An 18,374-nucleotide genomic window follows, 5' to 3' on the forward strand; every position below is an offset into this window, starting at 1 on the left:
ATTGGCTTCTCGCACAGGCAATTGCGAGCGCGAGAAGCCGAAACCCGCTCGGGACCAACCTAAGCCGCACGCACCACGCTTGCCAGCGCGGAATGTACTGCCTGACGACCGATTTCGAGCGCCTCGGACAGCAGCTCGGTATTCCGGCTCGCGCTGTCCACGCTGGGTGAGCCCGCAGGCGGGTGGATCTGGTATGCCGCGTCACCGAGCCCGGCGAGGAAGTTGTCCTCGACGGACTGCTGTTGCGGGCGTTCCAGCCAGGCGCGGTAGGCGCCGGGGGCGATCATCCGCATGTAGCCGCCGCCGACTACCCGGTGCAGACGCGGTGCGGGCGGGCGCTTTTCGTCGGTGCGACGGGTCCGCAGCACCAGTGCGTGCGTCGCGCCCGCGCGGACGGCGGTGCGGATGGGCACCGTTTCGGAGAGGCCGCCGTCGAAGTATTGGGAGTCACCGAGCGTGACGGGCGGTCCGGCGAGGATGGGCAGGCCCGCGGAGGCGCGCAGCGCGATCATCAGCGTCCGTTTGTCGACGATGTAGCGGTGCAGATCCACCGCGAGCCCGGTGCGCACATCGGTGGCGATGGGGTGAAAGGTGGTCGGGTTGGCCAGGATCGCGGGGAAGTCCATCGGCTCGATCCCGTCGTACACCTGATGCACCAGGTAGCGCAGGTCGAAGGCGGGTTTGCCGCGCAGCAGGCGGATCGGGTCGATGGCCCGGCGCATGATCTCCGGATCGGTCCATGAGCGCATGCCTGGCGTAGCGCGCCCGCACAGCAGCCAGGCCCCGTTGATGGCACCCGCCGACGTCCCGTAGACGGCGTCGAATACGCCTGCCAAACCCAGTTCCTCGATGGCCTGCACCATGCCGCTGGAGTACACGCCGCGACTGCCGCCGCCCTCGATGACGAGCACCAGCCGCTGTCCGTCGGCGCGGCTCCCGCCGGCGTGACGAGCGCGGATCAGCTCGGTGACCGTGCGCCGATCGGCGGCATCCCCGCTATCCTCCGCCCGATCCTCATACCGCAAACTGGTCACCGGACCACGATACGGCAGCCCTATCGGCCCCGCCCGCGGCGCGGAAAGCTTGTTCGCCAGCTGTTTACCCCGGATACGACGGTGGCCCACCCGCACGAGCGAATGGGCCACCGTCGCGAAAATCGCCTACTTGATCTCGGCGAGTACCGTCCCCTGCGTGATGGCCGCACCGGCCTCGACGGCAAGTCCGGTCACCACACCGGCCTTGTGCGCGTTGACCGGATTCTCCATCTTCATGGCCTCGAGCACGACGATCAGATCGCCCGCCTCCACGGTCTGGCCCTCCTCGACGGCGACCTTGACCACGGTGCCCTGCATCGGCGCGGTGACCGCGTCACCGGATGCGGCGCCGCCGCCCGCGCCACCGCGCTTGCGCGGCTTCGGCTTCTTGCGGACAACGCCGTTACCCGCGGCGGCGCCGGGCGCGCCGACGCTGAAGTTGCCCGGCAGCGACACCTCGACGCGCCGCCCGCCGACCTCGACGACGACCTTCTGCCGCGGCTGGTCCTCGTCCTCCTCGGCCTGGACACCGGAGCCGGTGTACGGCTCGACGGTGTTGACCCACTCGTTCTCGATCCACTTGGTGTAGACGTCGAACTTGGCGCCGTCGCCGATGAAGGCCGGATCGCTGACGATGGCCCGGTGGAACGGGATGACCGTGGCCAGGCCCTCGACCTCGTATTCGGCGAGCGCGCGACGCGCCCGCTCCAGCGCCTGGGTGCGGGTTTCGCCGGTGACGATCAGCTTGGCCAGCATCGAGTCGAACTGTCCGCCGATCACCGAACCCTGCACGACGCCGGAATCGACGCGCACACCCGGGCCCGTCGGCTCCTTGTAGACGGTGACCGGGCCGGGGGCGGGCAGGAAGTTGCGGCCCGCGTCCTCACCGTTGATCCGGAATTCGATGGCGTGCCCGCGCGGCTTCGGATCCTCCTTGATCGTCAGCTCGTGGCCCTCGGCGATCCGGAACTGCTGGCGCACCAGGTCGATTCCGGCGGTCTCCTCGGTGACCGGGTGCTCGACCTGCAGGCGGGTGTTGACCTCGAGGAACGAAACGGTCTCGCCCTGCACCAGATATTCGACGGTGCCCGCGCCGTAGTAGCCGGCCTCCCGGCAGATGCGCTTGGCGGATTCGTGGATCTTGGCGCGCACCTCGTCGGACAGGAACGGCGCGGGCGCCTCCTCGACCAATTTCTGGAACCGGCGCTGCAGCGAGCAGTCGCGGGTGCCCGCGACGACCACGTTGCCGTGCTGGTCGGCGATCACCTGCGCCTCGACGTGGCGGGCCTTGTCCAGGTACTGCTCGACGAAGCATTCGCCGCGGCCGAACGCCGCGGTGGCCTCGCGGGTCGCGGATTCGAACAGATGCGGGATCTCCTCGATGGAGTGCGCGACCTTCATGCCGCGACCGCCGCCGCCGAACGCGGCCTTGATCGCGACGGGAACGCCGTACTGCTTGGCGAATTCGACGACCTCGTCGGCGTTCTTGACCGGATCCTTGGTGCCCGCGGCCATCGGGGCCTTCGCGCGTTCGGCGATATGCCGCGCGGTGACCTTGTCGCCGAGATCGCGGATCGACTGGGGCGACGGGCCGATCCAGATCAGGCCCGCGTCGATGACCGCCTGGGCGAAGTCGGCGTTCTCGGAAAGGAATCCGTACCCGGGGTGGATGGCGTCGGCGCCGGATTTGGCCGCCGCGTCCAGGATCTTGTCGAACACCAGGTACGACTCGGCCGAGGTCTGTCCGCCGAGGGCGAAGGCCTCGTCGGCGAGCTTGACGAATGGGGCGTCCGCATCGGGTTCGGCGTAGACGGCGACGCTGCCGATCCCGGCGTCCTTGGCGGCCCTGATCACGCGCACGGCGATCTCGCCGCGGTTAGCTACGAGTACCTTCGTGATCCGCGCGCTGGCATGGCTGGGCACTGAGCCTCCTGTGTGCAATCTTCTGGTCGCCCCGTGGTCGACATAATTTACGTCTCGGGCGAGTGTAGGCAGTCTGCCAACAGACGCCGAACTCGCATAGTCCTACCAGACAGTAGGTCGCGGATCGGGTCGTAGACGTTTCTTCGCTGCTACGAAGGACCTTACTTACCCCGCCCGCGCCGGGTGGAAGTGGTTGGGGCTTCGCCTGGTTCGTCACCCTTGGCGATCGGCATGCGGACCGAGTTGCCCCATTCGGTCCACGAACCGTCGTAGTTGCGTACCCGCTGATGGCCGAGCAGATAGGTGAGTACGAACCAGGTGTGGCTGGATCGTTCGCCAACCCGGCTATACACGACTACATCGTCACGTGCGGGCAGCGCGGCGTACACCTCGTCCAGCTCGGCGCGGCTGCGGAAGCGGCTGTCGGCGGTGCTCGCCGCGGTCCACGGGATGTTGAGCGCGGTGGGGATGTGCCCGCCGCGCAGCGCGGCGTCCTCGGGGTTGAGCGGTTCGGGCACCAGCTCGCCCGAATATTCCTTCGGCGAGCGCACATCGAGGATCGGTTTGCCGAGGTGGGCGAGCACATCCTCGCGGAAGGCGCGGGCGGTGGTGTCGTCGCGGCGCACGGTCGGATAGTCGCTGACGCCGACGTAGGGCGTATCGAAGGTGGTTTCGCGCGCCTCGGAGATCCAGGCGTCCCGGCCGCCGTCGAGCAACCGCACGTCCTCGTGTCCGAAGAGGGTGAACAGCCAGAGCGTGTGCGCCGCCTGAGCATTTCCTCGATCGCCGTAGATCACCACCGTGTCGTCGCGTTCGATTCCTTTCGAGCGCATAAGTTCGGTGAATCGGGTTCCGTCGATATAGTCGCGCGTGACCTGATCGTTGAGGTCGCCCCGCCAGTTGATCTTGATTGCCCCCGGAACGTGCCCGATGTCATACAGCAATACGTCCTCGTTGGACTCCACGATCTTCAGTCCCGGCGCGCCTATGTTTGCCGACAGCCACTCTGTGGTTACTAGTCGGTGAGGATGTGCGTAGGGGCCGAAAGCGGCATGTGGATCCGGGGCAACGGGCACTGGCGTGGTCCTTCGCGCGAGGTAGACGGCGGTTACGGCGGTTCTGGTCTCACTGCGATGGTATGCGTGAGGCGGTTGTGCAACTCGTTTCAGATCACAAATCGGCTGAATGAGCGAATAAATCGCACCTACATCCGATAAAGTCTCCCGGGAGGAGGGGTGAGCTATGTCCGATTCTTGGCCGCGACGGCGACTGCTCGCGATCCTACGTGGCGCAAGCGAGCCCCTCGATGCCCAGGAACTGGCCAGAATCACCGGGCAGCATGTAACCACGGTCCGATTTCATTTGGACGTCCTCACCAAAGAATCACTGGTGCGGCAATTCCAGCAACCACCGCGCGGCCGAGGCCGTCCACGCATCGGTTATGCGGCGGTGCAGCGATCGATCGGTTATCAGGAGCTGGCCCAGGTGCTCGCCGACCAACTGGGCCCGGATCCCCGGCGCAGGCAGGAGGCCGCCATCGCGGCCGGTCGCGCCTGGGGCGCGCGGCTCGACGTCGCGGCGCGGCGGGTCGAATCGCTGGACGACGCCAAGGATGTCGTGATGGCGCTGTCCTCCGAACTGGGCTTCGCGCCGGAGCGCGACCCGTCGTCGGAGACCTCCGAACAGGCGATGGTCCGGCTCACCGCCTGCCCGCTGCGCGAATTGGCGCGCACCCACTCCGAGGTGGTGTGCGGTGTGCACCTGGGGCAGATCAAGGAGGCGCTGGAACGCAACGGCGCCCGCGACGATGTGAACGTGCGGCTGCACCCATTCGTCGAACCCGAATTGTGCGTGGTGCGTTTGGAATTGCTGGCCCGGCGGGAGCAGCAGGCGCCGGTCGCCCCCGTGGTGGTCGCCGCGGACAACGGCGCCGAACCGCAGCTCGTGCCGCCCTCAGGCCTGCGAGTGGCGCCACAGCTGCGCAATGGTGACCCCAACATCGCCAAGCAGCCGTCGCAGCAGTGGTAATCCGATCCCGATGACGCTCGATGGATCGCCGTCGATCCGGTCGACGAACCAGCCGCCCAATCCGTCCAGCGTGAACGCGCCCGCCACCTGGAGCGGTTCGCCCGTGGCGATGTAGGCGTCCAGCTCGGCGGGCTCGGGTTTCGCGAAATGCACTGTGGTGGAACTACAGTCGACCGATTCGGCGGTCACGACGCCGCCGCTGAGCCGCAGCACGCAGTGTCCGGTGACGAGATCGGCGCTGCGCCCGGCGATTTCGGCCCAGCGCTGCCGGGCGACCTCGGGTGTGTGCGGCTTGCCCTGCAGTGTGCCGTCCACCAGCAGCATCGAATCACAGCCCACCACAACGCATTCGGCGGGAAGGTCGGCGGTCGCCGCGACATGCCGGGCCTTTGCCCGGGCCAGTTCGATCACCACCGTCTGCGGTGGTGTGTCCGCGGGGAGCGCGGCGGCGACGGCGTCCTCGTCCACCTCGGATACGTGGACGAGCGGATCGATACCCGCGGAGCGGAGCACCGCTCGGCGGGCCGGTGACGCGGAGGCGAGTACCAGGCGCGGTTCCGGCACGGGTCAGTCGCGCAGGTGCGACAGCTGCGGGAAGGCGTAGGGCGAGAAGGGTGTGGTGCCCCGGTGCATCATCGTCGGACGGCCCCACATATCGATCGGGCCGGACGCGCCGGCCTGCTCGCCGCCGGCGGCGGCCGCGGTGAGCACACAAACCAGTGCGGCGATCTCCAGATCGCTCGGGTTGCCCTTCACGATCTTGATGAACGGCTGCCCGTCGACGGTCGGCACGACCGACTCCAGATCGGCAACGGTCGGCACGATCTCGTCGGTGATCGGGTCGACTGTGAGATCCAGTTCGGCGGCGGTCAACACATCTTCTTCTGCCACGGCTGTCACAGTGCCAGATCCTCTCTATAGCCTTACTCGATGGCGGCGCTCGCCGGGCCCGTCACCTCGGGACCCTCGGCTCACACCGCGCTCGGGCGTGTTCTCGGACTGATGTCGAAAACCTGATGAGATCACCCTCTGACCCACTCATGGTCTCTGTCAACCATTGCCGGGTGTGGGATATCCGGGTTATCGCCTCATCACAGCGGGATGTTGCCATGCTTCTTGGCCGGCAGGGTCACCATCTTGCGTTCCAGCAGCCGCAGCGCGGAAACGATCTGACCGCGGGTGTGCGACGGCGGGATCACCGCGTCGACATAGCCACGCTCGGCCGCGACATACGGATTGACGAGGGTGTCCTCGTACTCATTCTGCAGCTCGAGGCGCAGCGCGTCGACATCCGCGCCGTCCTTGGCGGCCTGCTGCAACTGCTTGCGATAGACGAAACCGACCGCCCCGGACGCACCCATGACCGCGATCTGGGCGGTCGGCCAGGCCAGGTTCACATCGGCGCCCATGTGCTTGGACCCCATGACGTCATACGCGCCGCCATAGGCCTTGCGGGTGATGACGGTGATCTTTCCCACAGTGGCCTCGCCGTAGGCGTACAGCAGCTTCGCGCCGCGGCGAATGATGCCGTTGTACTCCTGACCGGTGCCCGGCAGGAAGCCCGGCACGTCGACCAGGGTGAGGATCGGGATGTTGAACGCGTCGCAGGTGCGCACGAACCGCGCGGCCTTCTCCGAGGCGTCGATATCCAGACAGCCGGCGAACTGGGTGGGCTGGTTGGCCACGATGCCGACGCTGCGGCCATCGATGCGCCCGAAGCCGACGATGATGTTCATCGCGCGCTCGGCCTGCACCTCGAGGAATTCGTCGTCGTCGAGCAGACGGAGGATCACCTCGTGCATATCGTACGGCTGGTTCGGCGAATCCGGGATGATCGTGTCCAGCTCGAGGTCCTCGTCGGTGAGCGATTCCTCGATTGCACCATCGATCGGATCGGTCGCCGGGTAGCGCGGCGGCTCGGCACGGTTGTTGCTGGGCAGGTAGGACAGCAGATCCTTGACGTAGTCCAGCGCGTCCTGCTCGCCCGAGGCGACATAGTGCGCCACACCGGATTTCACCATATGCGTGTGCGCGCCGCCCAGGTCCTCCATGGTGACCTCTTCACCGGTCACCGTCTTGATGACATCCGGTCCGGTGACGAACATCTGGCTGGTCTGGTCGACCATGACGACGAAGTCCGTGAGCGCGGGCGAGTACACGTGGCCACCCGCGGCCGGGCCCATGATCAGCGAGATCTGGGGAATTACCCCAGACGCCTGCACATTACGATGGAAGATTTCACCATAGAGGCCCAGCGAGACGACGCCCTCCTGGATGCGCGCACCCGCGCCCTCGTTGATGCCGATCAGCGGGCGGCCGGTCTTGAGTGCCAGATCCATGACCTTGACGATCTTTTCGCCATACACCTCGCCGAGGCTGCCGCCGAAGACGGTGACGTCCTGGGAGAAGATGCAGACGTCGCGGCCGTCGATGGTGCCGTATCCGGTGACGACGCCGTCGCCGAGCGGGCGGTTGTGCTCCAGGCCGAAGTTGACGCTGCGGTGCTTGGCCAGCGCGTCCAATTCGACGAACGAACCCTCGTCCAGCAGGGCCAGGATGCGCTCGCGGGCGGTGAGCTTGCCCTTGGCGTGCACCTTGTCCACCGCGGCCTCACCCATCGGGTGCTTGGCCTCTTCCAGCCGATTCCGCAGATCAGCCAGTTTCCCGGCGGTGGTGTGGATATCGGGGGAGCCCGCCGGACCTGACGCGGGCTGCTGCTGGACACTCGTCATGGCTCCGGAGTGTAACCAGTGCCGCCGAATCGCTCGAACCGAGCATCCGCTACCGATGGGTAGAAAAGCCCAGCTAGATCATATTGCGCCGACGGTACTCGAACCGAAATCCGCTGGTGGGCAACAAACTCGTGCGACGGGTGGGTCGCGCGGAAAATCGGTATCGCCCGATATCCCGGTGCCGGTAGGGTTGTGGGCGTCCCGAGTTCGTGCTTCAGGGGAGTGGCCGACGTTCTGGGAAGGGGAGTGATTCGGTTATGTGGGAATGGAGCAGATCCGTCGCCGAACGTGCCGCTGCCGCGTCGTTCGTGAGCGGTCGAGCCGAGGTCGCCGAGCCGCGATTCCGCGATCCGGTGCCATGGCTGGAACGCGATCGCGAGGTGGCGGATCCGGGCGAGGATTACATGCTGGCCGGATAGAAATGCCGGGGAAATTCGGGTCGCGCGGTGCGGCGTGGCCCGGATATCCTGGGAGAGTCCCGTTTTCGTGCTTCAGGGGGGAGCTTCTATGTTCGATCGTTCCGACCAAGTCGGATAACGCGCCCGCGGCCCGGTAGCCTCTGCCCTCGTGCAAAGGCCACCGTTGGATGCAGAGCAGTTGCGGCGCAGCGTCGTCGAAACGCCCGAGTTGTCGTTCTTCTCCCACATCGACGTGGTGGAATCGACCGGGTCCACCAACGCGGACCTGATCGCGCGAGCCGGTGAACCGGATATCGATCGCGTGGTACTCCTTGCAGAGGCGCAGGAGCAGGGGCGCGGACGACACGCCCGCACCTGGATCAGCCCGCCGCGGGCCCAGATCTCGATGTCGATGCTGGTGCGATTGGGTGGGATCGCCCCGGAGTCGCTCGGCTGGCTGCCGCTGCTCACCGGGATCGCCGTGGTGGACGCGCTGCGTGCGACGGCCGGTGTCGCCGCGAACCTCAAATGGCCCAACGATGTGCTCATTGATGGCCGCAAGGTGGCGGGCATCCTCGCCGAGGTCGCGGCCGCCGGTCCCGCACCCGTCGTCGTCATCGGCATCGGGATGAACGTGAGCCTCACCGAGGCGGAATTGCCGGTGCCGCATGCTATTTCGCTGACGCTGGCGCAGGCGAAGGTGACAGATCGCACCGAGCTGGTGCGGTCGCTGCTCGCCGAATTCGCCGGGCGCTTCACCGCTTGGCGCGATTGTGGTTGGGACACAACCGATTTGGCCGCCGCGTACCGGGAACGCTGCTCGACCATCGGTGCGCGGGTTCGCGCCGAACTGCCGGGCGGGCAGACGCTCACGGGCGTCGCGACGGATGTCGACGCATCGGGGCGGTTGCTGATCGGCGATCAGCCGGTCTCCGCGGGCGATGTCACGCATCTGCGCGCGGAGTACTGACACCGGCCTGTAGGCCTTCGACTCCCGCAAAGCGTTCGGCTTCCCGCGCCGGTCAATTGCGGCGCGGGAGCCAAACGCTATGCGGGAACGGTGTTGTCCGGGTTCTGGCCGCTGGAAGCCTTGAGCCCCAATGCGACTCGTCGAATCGGCTCAGGCGGGCTGCAATCCGGCGCGGGCGGCCTCACGGGCCAGCAGCCGGTCGCGCTGCTCCTCGAACTTGATCACGTCCTGGGCCAGCTTCTCCAGGAACAGCCCGAGCTCCTCCCGAGCCCGCTCGCCGCGCGGCCCGAAATCGCTGCGGTCGAACACATTCCACTGCTTGAGCACCGGCTGCAGCACTTCCTCCAGATGCTGGCGCATGTCGTAGATGCCGTGCTTGGCCATGAGCACACCGTTGCGGCGGAAGTTCGGCATACCGGTGCCTGGCATGACGAAATGCGTGACGATCCTGGTGATGGCCTCCATCGCCTGGTCGGGCACCAGGTCCAGGGCCGCGCCGCACATGGTGCGGTAGAAGATCATGTGCAGATTCTCGTCCGCGGCGATGCGCTGCAGCATTCGGTCGGCGACGGGGTCGTCGCAGACCTTGCCGGTGTTGCGATGCGCGACGCGGGTGGCCAACTCCTGGAAGGTCACATAGGCGACGTTCAGGAGGAATCCGTGCCAATCGTCGGGCGAGTGCGCGCCGTTCGTCATGTGGATCATCCGGGCCTGCTCCAGGGCCACCGGATCGACGCCGCGGGTGACCACCAGATAGTCGCGGATCACGATGCCGTGCCGGTTCTCCTCGGCGGTCCACCGGCCGACCCAGGTGCCCCATGCGCCGTCGCGGGAGAAGTTCTCCGCGATCTCACGGTGGTAGGAGGGTAGGTTGTCCTCGGTGAGCAGGTTGGTGATCATCGCCGCCTTGGCGACCTCGCTCAGCTTGGATTGTGCTGGGTCCCAATCGATTCCACCCATCGCCGCGAAGTTGCGGCCGAGGTCCCACGGCACGTAGTCGTGCGGGTGCCAATCCTTGGCCATGGACAGGTGGCGGTTCAGGTTCTGTTCGGCGATCGGCTCCAGCTCGGTCAGGATTTCCAGCTGAGTCAGGTCCTTGGTCACACGGCCTCCAGGTATGCGGGCGTAATTGCGGGCAGGGCGTCGGTCATGCGAGCGGAGATGGGGCACGGCAGGATTCGTCGGCCTGCGGCACCCCTCGCAAAAGGATGATTGTGCAACACGATCCGGCTCGTGTCATCTGACACACCTCCCACACACGGTAGGGTGCGCTCATGGGTTATCCGGAGGATGTGCTCGCGCCGGACGAGCATCTGATACTCCATCGTCATCCGCACTGGAAGATGCTGTTCTGGCCGGTTGTCACGCTCGTCGTCGTGACGGCGCTGGCCGGCTTCGGCGAGGGGCTCGCATCCCGCAAGATCGAGGGCGCCGCCCGCATGCCGGTGTTGGTCGCGATATTCGCGGTGTGGTTGATCATCATCGTATGGCGTTGTGCCGCAAGGATTATCAGCTGGAAGTCGACGCACTTCATCATCACCGACCGACGGGTGCTCATCCGGCAGGGCGTGCTCACGCACACCGGAATCGATATCCCGATCAGCCGCATATCTAGTGTTCAGTTCCGGCACGGGCTGTTCGACCGGATGCTCGGCACCGGCACCCTGATCATCGAATCCGCCTCGGTCGAGCCGCTGGAGTACGACGACATCCCGAATGTGGAGAAGGTGCACGCGCTGCTCTACCACCAAGTCTTCGACACCGATCGGGCATATGACAACGGCGGCCGCCGGACGCACGACGACAACGGTGGATATCGGTGACCGCTACGGCAAATCCGGCACTCTTCACTAATCTGGGCATATGACCGCAGTGCTCCTGGCCGAAGACGACGAGGCAATCGCCGCGCCGCTGTCGCGTGCGCTGGGCCGCGAGGGCTACTCGGTCACCGTCGAACGCTTCGGCCCCGCCGTGCTGGAGCGTGCGCTGGAGGGCGACCACGACCTGCTCATCCTGGACCTGGGCCTGCCCGGGATGGACGGGCTGGAGGTGTGCCGCCAGGTGCGCGCCCGCGGGGCCGATCTGGCCGTGCTGATGCTCACCGCCCGCACCGACGAGGTGGATTTCGTGGTCGGGCTGGACGCGGGCGCCGACGACTATGTCGGCAAACCGTTCCGCCTGGCCGAACTGCTGGCCCGGGTGCGAGCGCTGTTGCGGCGCAGCGGAATCGGCGACGACACCGTCGAGGTCGGCGGGATCCGGCTGGAGCCGGCGGCGCGTCGGGTGCTGGTCAACGGCGTCGAGGTCGGATTGGCCAACAAGGAGTACGAGCTGCTCAAGGTGCTCATCGATCGGGCGGGCCAGGTGGTGCCGCGCGAGACGATCCTGCGCGAGGTGTGGGGCGACGCGGAACTGCGCGGCTCCAAGACACTGGACATGCACATGTCCTGGCTGCGCCGCAAGATCGGCGACGAGGGCCCGATGGCCGAGCGGCGCATCGTCACCGTGCGCGGTGTCGGCTTCCGGTTGAACACCGACTGACGTGCGGCGCAGAATCCTGCGATCAATACTCACCGTGCTCACCCTGACCACGGTGGTGCTCGGCCTTCCGCTGACGTATACGGCCTGGCTGTGGGTGGAGGACATCACCCGCACCGATCTGCGCAACCGGTTGGACTCCATCTCGCGGGTGATCATCGATCAGGAGCACGGTGACGGGACGGTGCCCGGCGTGCTCGATCTGCGTTCGATCAAGCCGCTGGTGCCGAGGGACGGCAAGCTGACGATCGTCTACCCGGCCTCGCAGGGCACGCCGTCGGAGATGTTCGTCGGCAGCGCGGATGTCGCCGATCCGCTCGTCGAATCGCTGTCGCTGGGCACCTCGGTCTCGCTGCGGCTGGAGATACCGTCCGCGCCGATGCACGCCATGCAGCGGCAGGCCGTCGCGGTGGTCGGGCTGGCGGTGCTGGCCTCGCTCGGCGCCGCGGTCTCGGTGGCGATGGTCACCGCGCGGCGGGTCGCCGATCCGCTGCGCGATGTCGCGGCCAGGGCGGCGCGGCTGGCGATGGGTGATTTCCGTCCCGATCCGCGCAGGCACGGCATCTCCGAGCTGGACCGGGTTTCCGATGTGCTGGATTCGGCGACGGTCGAGATCGCCGGGCGGTTGCAGCGCGAACACGCGCTGGTCGCCGACGTCTCGCATCAGCTGCGCAGCAGGCTGACCGCCGTGCGCTTGCGGCTGGACGAACTGTCCGCGCACGACGACCCGGATGTGGTGCACGAGGCCGAGGAGGCGATGGCGCAGGTCGACCGGCTCACCGACGCGATCGACGAGCTGGTCCGCGCCTCCCGCGACGAGGACGCCGCCGACCGTGACCCGGTGCCGGTGATGGCGGAGCTGCGCGGCGTCGTCGCCGAGTGGATGCATCCGTTCAACGAGGCGGGTCGGGCGTTGACGCTGATCGGTGACGAATCGCTCACCGCGCCGATCACCGGATCCCGGTTGCGCGAGGCGGTGGCCGTACTCGTCGACAACGCGCTGATGCACGGCGGCGGGACGTGCACGGTCTCGGTGCGGACCGTGGTGCCGGGCGGTGGCCGGGAACCGCTGGTGTGCGTCGAGGTCGCCGACGAGGGCGACGGCGTGCGCGACGAGCTGGCACCGCACATTTTCGATAGGGGTTTCTCGGCCGGTGGATCCACCGGTGTCGGGCTGGCGTTGGCCCGTGCGCTGGTCGAGGCCGACGGCGGGCGTCTCGAGCTGCAGCGGCGCCGCCCCGCGTCGTTCGCCGTCTTCCTGGGATCCTCGGCATCCCGGTCGACGAACTCCTGGGTCGCCGAGCCGAGGTGACTCAGCTGTGGCCGAGCTCTTCCTCGATGAGGTCCTTCAGCTCGGCCTCGATCTCGTTCATCTCGTCGGGGAAGACCCAGCGGCGCATCGCCCAGAAACGGAACGCCATCTGCAGCAGGTTGCCGATGATGTAGGCGCTGACGAAGTCGGCGATGTTCTCGACGGTGAAGCTGACGTTGGGCTGACGCAGGTCGAATACGTAGCTCGACACCCACAGCGGCAGGAAGCTCAGCACCACGCCGCCGCCGCTGACCACGAAGAACAGCAGCGCCTCGTGATGCTTCTCCCGGCCACCGCGGTGCTTGAAGGACCACTCGCGGTTCAGGATGTAGGACGCGATGACCGCGACGATGCCGGAGATGATCTTGGCGGTGACCGGCTTCTGCTGGAGCACGGTCCACTTGAGTATGTAGAAGATCCCGCTGTCGATCACGAAGGTCGTTGCGCCGACGATGGCGAACTTGATCAGCTCGTGATGGCGGTACGCGATCTCCCGGAGGGGTTTGGGGAGGACGTTGACCACGTCGTCGACGAATGACACAGGGTCCGAGTGTACCGGTACCGGTGATTGCCGCCCGACATGACAAGATTCCTCTACGTGACACCCCGCTCGTTCGATCCTTCAACCATGCCCACCGTGACGATGGTCGGTGGCGGTCAGTTGGCGCGCATGACGCATCAGGCGGCGATAGCGCTGGGGCAGCGGCTGCGCGTGCTCGCCGAGAATCCGGACGATCCGGCCGCGCAGGTGAGCCCGGATGTGGTGCTCGGCAGCCACACGGATCTGACCGCGCTGCGCAAGGCCGCGGTCGGCTCGCACGCGCTGACCTTCGATCACGAGCATGTGCCCGCCGAACATCTGGCGGCGCTGGTCGCGGAGGGCGTCAATGTGCAGCCGCCGCCCGAGGCGCTGATCTACGCGCAGGACAAGCTCGTGATGCGCACCAAGCTGGCCGAGCTGGGGCTGCCGGTGCCCGCGTTCACTGCGGTGACCGAGCCGGCCGACGCGGTGCGCTTCGGCGACGCGAACGGCTGGCCGACGGTGTTGAAGGCGGTGCGCGGCGGCTACGACGGGCGCGGCGTCTGGATGCCCGAATCCGCCGCTGCCGCAACGGAAATCGTCACCGATCAGCTGGCGCGCGGGGTCCAGCTGCTCGCGGAGGCGAAAGTGCCGCTGCGGCGCGAACTTTCGGCGATGGTCGCGCGTTCGCCGTACGGGCAGGCGGCGGCCTGGCCGGTGGTGGAGACGGTGCAGCGCAACGGCCAGTGCGCGGTGGTGATCGCGCCCGCGCCCGACCTGTCGGATGAACTCGCAACCGGCGCAGCGGCTTTGGCGTTGAACCTGGCCGAGGGGCTCGGCGTTGTCGGCGCGATGGCGGTGGAGCTGTTCGAGACCACCGACGGGCGGCTGCTGGTGAACGAGCTGGCCATGCGCCCGCACAATTCCGGGCACTGGGGGATGGACGGCGCCCGCACCGGGCAGTTCGAACAGCACCTGCGCGCGGTGCTCGACTATCCGCTCGGCGATACCACGCCGCTGGCTCCGGTCACCGTGATGGCGAATATCCTTGGCGCGCAACAGGCTCCGGCGATGTCGATGGACGAGCGGCTGCATCACCTGTTCGCCAGGATGCCGGAGGCGAAGGTGCACCTGTACGGCAAGGGCGAGCGCCCGGATCGCAAGATCGGGCATATCAACGTGCTCGGCGACGATGTCGCGGTGGTGCGGGAGAAGGCGGAGCGGGCGGCGCACTGGATGTCGCACGCGGTATGGACCGATGGATGGGATCCACATGACTGAACCGCAGGTCGGCCTGATCATGGGCAGCGACTCCGACTGGCCGACCATGGAGGCGGCGGCGGATGCGTTGGCGGAGTTCGGGATTCGCTTCGAGGTCGGGGTGGTTTCGGCGCACCGCACACCGCAGCGGATGCTCGACTACGCGCGGGCCGCTGCGGGCCGTGGCATCAAGGTGATCATCGCGGGCGCGGGCGGCGCCGCCCATCTGCCCGGCATGGTCGCCTCGGCGACCCCGCTGCCGGTGATCGGCGTCCCGGTGCCGCTGAAGTATCTCGACGGCATGGATTCGCTGCTGTCGATCGTGCAGATGCCCGCGGGCGTCCCGGTGGCGACGGTCTCGATCGGCGGCGCCCGCAACGCGGGCCTGCTCGCCGTCCGCATCCTGGCCGCCGCCGATCCGGACCTGCGCGTTCGGATGGAAGAGTTCCAGACGGGGCTGGAACAGCTGGTCCTGGAGAAGGACGACGCCCTCCGCCGCAAACTGCTGGGCTCGTAACCGTTGCCGCGCGGCAAGGCTCCCGCCTCGGGCTACGGTGCACGGATGACTTCGGAGGCCAGCGCTGATGCGGCCAGGTTCCGGTTGACCGTCGTCGATCAGGCGTTGCGGTTGTTCGCCGAGAAGGGGTATGAGGCGACGACCGTTGACGAGATCGCGGAGGCGGCCGGGATTTCGCGGCGCACCTTCTTCCGGCAGTTCCGGTCGAAGGAGGATGTGATCTTCGCCGACCACGAGTCGCAGCTGTCGCAGGCGGCGGCGTATCTGGCCGCGGCGCACGAGGATCCGTGGGAGGCGGTGTGCGCGGCGGTGGTTCAGGTCTTCGAGCGATTCACGCAGTGGCGCGAGATCGCGGCGCGGCGGTATCAGGTGGTGCGCCGGGTGCCCGCGCTGCGCGAGCGCGAGATCGTGACGGTGTTCCGGTACGAGCGGTTGTTCACCGACTATCTGCGCAGGCGGCTGCCCGATGTGCCGGATCTGGCGCGGGTGCAGTTCACGGCCGCGGTCACCGCGACGCACAACTATCTGCTGCGGCGGATGGTGCGCGGGGAATCGGATGCGGGTGCGACGGATCTGCGGGCGGAACTGGCCGCGATTCCGCGCGGGCCGGCGGCGCGTTCGTCCGATGAGGTGGTCGTCGCGGTCTTTCCCAGGGATATGCCGCCGCGGCAACTCGCCGAGCTGCTGAGCAGCAGGCTGGGTAATCTGTGAGCTGAATCATCACATCCCTGACACTCGGTGCCAATAAATAGGGCCAAGTAGGCACGTATACTCGGTCAGGATGTGGCACTGAGTGCCGATTAGCTGGACGGCAGCGATCACCACCGACGAACCCAGGAGCGTGCCCTATGGCGGGAAATCCGGATTTCGACCTGTTCAAACTCGAGGACTTCCACGAGGAACTGCGCGCGGCCATCCGCGGCCTGGCGGAGAAGGAAATCGCACCGCACGCCAAGGACGTCGACGGTAATTCCCGCTTCCCGGAGGAGGCGCTCACCGCGCTCAACGCCGCGGGCTTCAACGCTGTGCACGTGCCCGAGGCATACGGCGGCCAGGGCGCCGACTCGGTCGCCACCTGCATCGTGATCGAGGAGGTCGCCCGGGTCTGCGGTTCGTCCTCGCTGATCCCGGCGGTCAACAAGCTCGGCACCATGGGCCTGATCCTCAACGGCTCCGAGGAACTCAAGCAGAAGGTGCTGCCGGATATCGTCGGCGGGCAGATGGCCTCCTACGCGCTGTCCGAGCGCGAGGCCGGCTCCGATGCCGCCAGCATGCGCACCCGGGCCAAGCAGGAGGGTGACGACTGGATCATCAACGGCTCCAAGTGCTGGATCACCAACGGCGGCAAGTCTTCCTGGTACACCGTCATGGCCGTGACCGATGCGGACAAGGGCGCCAACGGTATTTCGGCGTTCCTGGTCCACAAGGACGACGAGGGCTTCGTGGTCGGCCCGCTGGAACACAAGCTCGGCATCAAGGGATCGCCAACGGCCGAACTGTATTTCGAGAACTGCCGGGTGCCGGGCGACCGGATCATCGGCGAGCCGGGCACCGGTTTCAAGACCGCGCTGCAGACCCTGGACCACACCCGTCCGACCATCGGCGCGCAGGCGGTCGGCCTGGCGCAGGGCGCGCTGGACGCGGCCATCGCATACACCAAGGACCGCAAGCAGTTCGGCAAGTCCATCGCCGACTTCCAGAACACCCAGTTCATGCTCGCCGATATGGCGATGAAGGTCGAGGCCGCCCGCCTGATGGTGTACACCTCGGCCGCGCGCGCCGAGCGTGGGGAAAAGAACCTCGGTTTCATCTCCGCTGCCGCAAAGTGTTTCGCCTCCGACGTGGCCATGGAGGTCACCACCAACGCGGTGCAGCTGTTCGGCGGCGCGGGCTACACCACCGACTTCCCGGTGGAGCGGATGATGCGCGACGCCAAGATCACTCAAATCTACGAGGGCACCAACCAGATCCAGCGCGTGGTGATGTCGCGGGCGCTGCTGCGCTGAGCGAGCGCCGTCGCGGCGGTGACCCGCGTGGCGAAATTGGACAGGGCGGTTCGGGGTTTCGGCCCCGAACCGCCCTGTTTTTTACTCACGGGCCGATCGATCCGAAATGGAATCGAGGCCGACAGGTTGTGTTCCACTGTTAATATTGACGGATTCGTTATCGGCTCGGACGCATATTGTCACGATTGCGGTTTCGGGGGAAGATCGGCCGGATCGCCGGGTTCTAATCACCGATCTGCGCAGTTCAGAGCCGGTGCGGCGGTGAATGGGCATTATCGATAAAACTGACCCGTGTGTTAACGAATTTCACCATTGGATCGGCATGGAATAGTCCCCGGAAATTGGGTACTAATTACTCGTGAAATTTTGTTGACTTTTGGTGGATACTCGGACACGTAACGTGACGAGGTGAACGCATGACCAAGATCGTTATCGGACCGCGGTCGGGGATGAATTGGATCCCGCTGTCCAATATCGAGATACCGTGCCCATTCGCCGGATCCGCCGCTGGGGTGGTACGGGCGTGGGTCGAAGATCATTTGACGAGCAGTGCGCCGGAGCTCGGGCGCGACGGGCCCATCTGTCCGTATGTCGGGCCGTCGATTCGCCGAGATCTCATGTGGGTCGGCCGGATTCCGGGTATCCGGCCGCTACCGGACTTCGTGCGCCTGGTGCTCGCCGATGCGCTGGAGGTCTTTCCGAGGCTGCCGCCCGTCGATGGCGGGGCGGCGGTGCTGCGCACGCTTATCACCGCACTGCCGGATCTGGGTGACTACTCGCTGATCGACGAGCTGCACGCCGAACTCAAGACCGAATTCGTCGCGCGCGCAATGATGCTCGGTCAGTTCTACCCCGGCTGCGCGCAACCGGGCCTGTGGAACAAGGATTTTCATCCGCTGGACGCGCCGATCCCGATGCTGGTGGTGCGCAGCATGATGGCCACCGATTTTCCCTTCCTGCTGGAGCGGCCGGAGTGGATGTCGGCCTATGTCAAGAAATTCGCACCCGCGCTGCCCGCGCACGTGCGACACGCGGTGGTGCGCCGGCTGACGGCGAATCCGGACACGGAGGTGGCGGCCTACCGCGCCGCGCCGGACGACGAGCCGATGCCCGCCGGGCACCGCGCCGACTGATGC

19 protein-coding genes are annotated in these 18,374 nt (G+C 66.8%); 11 read left to right on the forward strand and 8 right to left on the reverse strand.

Going from position 1 to position 18,374, the window contains the following annotated elements; all coding sequences use genetic code 11:
* Window positions 1–59 precede the first annotated feature (59 nt).
* The 3 genes from LGY53_RS33520 to LGY53_RS33530 all read right to left on the reverse strand — a co-directional run bounded on the left by LGY53_RS33520 (window position 60) and on the right by LGY53_RS33530 (window position 4,033).
* A complete protein-coding gene (locus LGY53_RS33520) occupies window positions 60–1,025 on the reverse strand; it encodes a patatin family protein (RefSeq protein WP_225730802.1) in 966 nt (321 codons plus the stop codon).
* A 135-nt stretch (window positions 1,026–1,160) separates the two neighbouring features.
* Window positions 1,161–2,957, reverse strand: coding sequence for an acetyl/propionyl/methylcrotonyl-CoA carboxylase subunit alpha (locus tag LGY53_RS33525; protein ID WP_225730712.1), 1,797 nt, complete (start codon window positions 2,955–2,957; stop codon window positions 1,161–1,163).
* A 161-nt stretch (window positions 2,958–3,118) separates the two neighbouring features.
* A complete protein-coding gene (locus LGY53_RS33530) occupies window positions 3,119–4,033 on the reverse strand; it encodes a sulfurtransferase (protein WP_225730713.1) in 915 nt (304 codons plus the stop codon).
* Window positions 4,034–4,199: 166 nt separating this feature from the next.
* Here LGY53_RS33530 and LGY53_RS33535 point away from each other — a divergent pair, with 166 nt between their 5' ends.
* A complete protein-coding gene (locus LGY53_RS33535) occupies window positions 4,200–4,985 on the forward strand; it encodes a metalloregulator ArsR/SmtB family transcription factor (RefSeq protein WP_225730714.1) in 786 nt (261 codons plus the stop codon).
* On the opposite strand, the gene LGY53_RS33540 is transcribed toward LGY53_RS33535, so the two are convergent.
* The 3 genes from LGY53_RS33540 to LGY53_RS33550 all read right to left on the reverse strand — a co-directional run bounded on the left by LGY53_RS33540 (window position 4,911) and on the right by LGY53_RS33550 (window position 7,717).
* Window positions 4,911–5,549 (reverse strand): nucleoside triphosphate pyrophosphatase, encoded by a 639-nt coding sequence (locus tag LGY53_RS33540; protein WP_225730715.1) that lies wholly within the window; start codon window positions 5,547–5,549, stop codon window positions 4,911–4,913. The two genes, LGY53_RS33535 and LGY53_RS33540, sit on opposite strands and share 75 nt — an antisense overlap.
* A gap of 3 nt (window positions 5,550–5,552) precedes the next feature.
* Window positions 5,553–5,876: an acyl-CoA carboxylase subunit epsilon gene (locus LGY53_RS33545; RefSeq protein ID WP_374111266.1), complete on the reverse strand. Its 324-nt coding sequence runs from the start codon at window positions 5,874–5,876 to the stop codon at window positions 5,553–5,555.
* 200 nt (window positions 5,877–6,076) lie between these two features.
* On the reverse strand, window positions 6,077–7,717 hold the full coding sequence (locus tag LGY53_RS33550; RefSeq protein WP_225730717.1) for an acyl-CoA carboxylase subunit beta: 1,641 nt from the start codon (window positions 7,715–7,717) through the stop codon (window positions 6,077–6,079).
* Window positions 7,718–7,974: 257 nt separating this feature from the next.
* Here LGY53_RS33550 and LGY53_RS33555 point away from each other — a divergent pair, with 257 nt between their 5' ends.
* Window positions 7,975–8,136 (forward strand): hypothetical protein, encoded by a 162-nt coding sequence (locus LGY53_RS33555; RefSeq protein ID WP_225730718.1) that lies wholly within the window; start codon window positions 7,975–7,977, stop codon window positions 8,134–8,136.
* Between the two features lie 148 nt (window positions 8,137–8,284).
* Entirely contained in the window at window positions 8,285–9,085 is an 801-nt protein-coding gene (locus tag LGY53_RS33560) for a biotin--[acetyl-CoA-carboxylase] ligase (RefSeq protein ID WP_225730719.1), read from the forward strand.
* 150 nt (window positions 9,086–9,235) lie between these two features.
* On the opposite strand, the gene LGY53_RS33565 is transcribed toward LGY53_RS33560, so the two are convergent.
* Window positions 9,236–10,189: an acyl-ACP desaturase gene (locus tag LGY53_RS33565; protein ID WP_225730720.1), complete on the reverse strand. Its 954-nt coding sequence runs from the start codon at window positions 10,187–10,189 to the stop codon at window positions 9,236–9,238.
* Window positions 10,190–10,359: 170 nt separating this feature from the next.
* Between LGY53_RS33565 and LGY53_RS33570 the strand changes: the two genes are divergently transcribed.
* From LGY53_RS33570 to LGY53_RS33580, 3 genes are read left to right on the forward strand one after another with little or no spacing between them, the layout of a single operon-like run.
* On the forward strand, window positions 10,360–10,908 hold the full coding sequence (locus tag LGY53_RS33570; RefSeq protein ID WP_225730721.1) for a PH domain-containing protein: 549 nt from the start codon (window positions 10,360–10,362) through the stop codon (window positions 10,906–10,908).
* Between the two features lie 40 nt (window positions 10,909–10,948).
* The gene (locus tag LGY53_RS33575; RefSeq protein WP_167472401.1) at window positions 10,949–11,626 is read left to right on the forward strand and encodes a response regulator transcription factor; all 678 of its coding nucleotides are present in this window, start codon (window positions 10,949–10,951) and stop codon (window positions 11,624–11,626) included.
* A 1-nt stretch (window position 11,627) separates the two neighbouring features.
* Window positions 11,628–12,935, forward strand: a complete 1,308-nt coding sequence (locus LGY53_RS33580; protein ID WP_225730722.1) for a HAMP domain-containing sensor histidine kinase — start codon at window positions 11,628–11,630, stop codon at window positions 12,933–12,935.
* A 1-nt stretch (window position 12,936) separates the two neighbouring features.
* Here the strand turns inward: LGY53_RS33580 and LGY53_RS33585 are convergent, their stop codons facing one another.
* Window positions 12,937–13,476 (reverse strand): GtrA family protein, encoded by a 540-nt coding sequence (locus LGY53_RS33585; protein ID WP_167472403.1) that lies wholly within the window; start codon window positions 13,474–13,476, stop codon window positions 12,937–12,939.
* A gap of 39 nt (window positions 13,477–13,515) precedes the next feature.
* Here LGY53_RS33585 and LGY53_RS33590 point away from each other — a divergent pair, with 39 nt between their 5' ends.
* From LGY53_RS33590 to LGY53_RS33610, 5 genes are all read left to right on the forward strand, one after another.
* Window positions 13,516–14,736, forward strand: coding sequence for a 5-(carboxyamino)imidazole ribonucleotide synthase (locus LGY53_RS33590; RefSeq protein ID WP_374111267.1), 1,221 nt, complete (start codon window positions 13,516–13,518; stop codon window positions 14,734–14,736).
* On the forward strand, window positions 14,729–15,232 hold the full coding sequence (gene purE / locus LGY53_RS33595) for a 5-(carboxyamino)imidazole ribonucleotide mutase (RefSeq protein WP_225730724.1): 504 nt from the start codon (window positions 14,729–14,731) through the stop codon (window positions 15,230–15,232). The genes LGY53_RS33590 and purE overlap by 8 nt, the downstream gene beginning before the upstream one ends.
* Before the next feature lie 45 nt (window positions 15,233–15,277).
* Window positions 15,278–15,943, forward strand: coding sequence for a TetR family transcriptional regulator (locus LGY53_RS33600; protein WP_225730725.1), 666 nt, complete (start codon window positions 15,278–15,280; stop codon window positions 15,941–15,943).
* 137 nt (window positions 15,944–16,080) lie between these two features.
* Window positions 16,081–17,238: an acyl-CoA dehydrogenase gene (locus tag LGY53_RS33605; RefSeq protein WP_225730726.1), complete on the forward strand. Its 1,158-nt coding sequence runs from the start codon at window positions 16,081–16,083 to the stop codon at window positions 17,236–17,238.
* Window positions 17,239–17,654: 416 nt separating this feature from the next.
* Complete coding sequence (locus tag LGY53_RS33610) at window positions 17,655–18,371, forward strand: DUF6875 domain-containing protein (RefSeq protein ID WP_225730727.1); 717 nt, start codon at window positions 17,655–17,657, stop codon at window positions 18,369–18,371.
* Window positions 18,372–18,374: the final 3 nt, after the last annotated feature.

This window comes from Nocardia sp. JCM 34519.1, assembly GCF_020361265.1.
Classification (GTDB): Bacteria; Actinomycetota; Actinomycetes; order Mycobacteriales; family Mycobacteriaceae; genus Nocardia; species Nocardia arthritidis_A.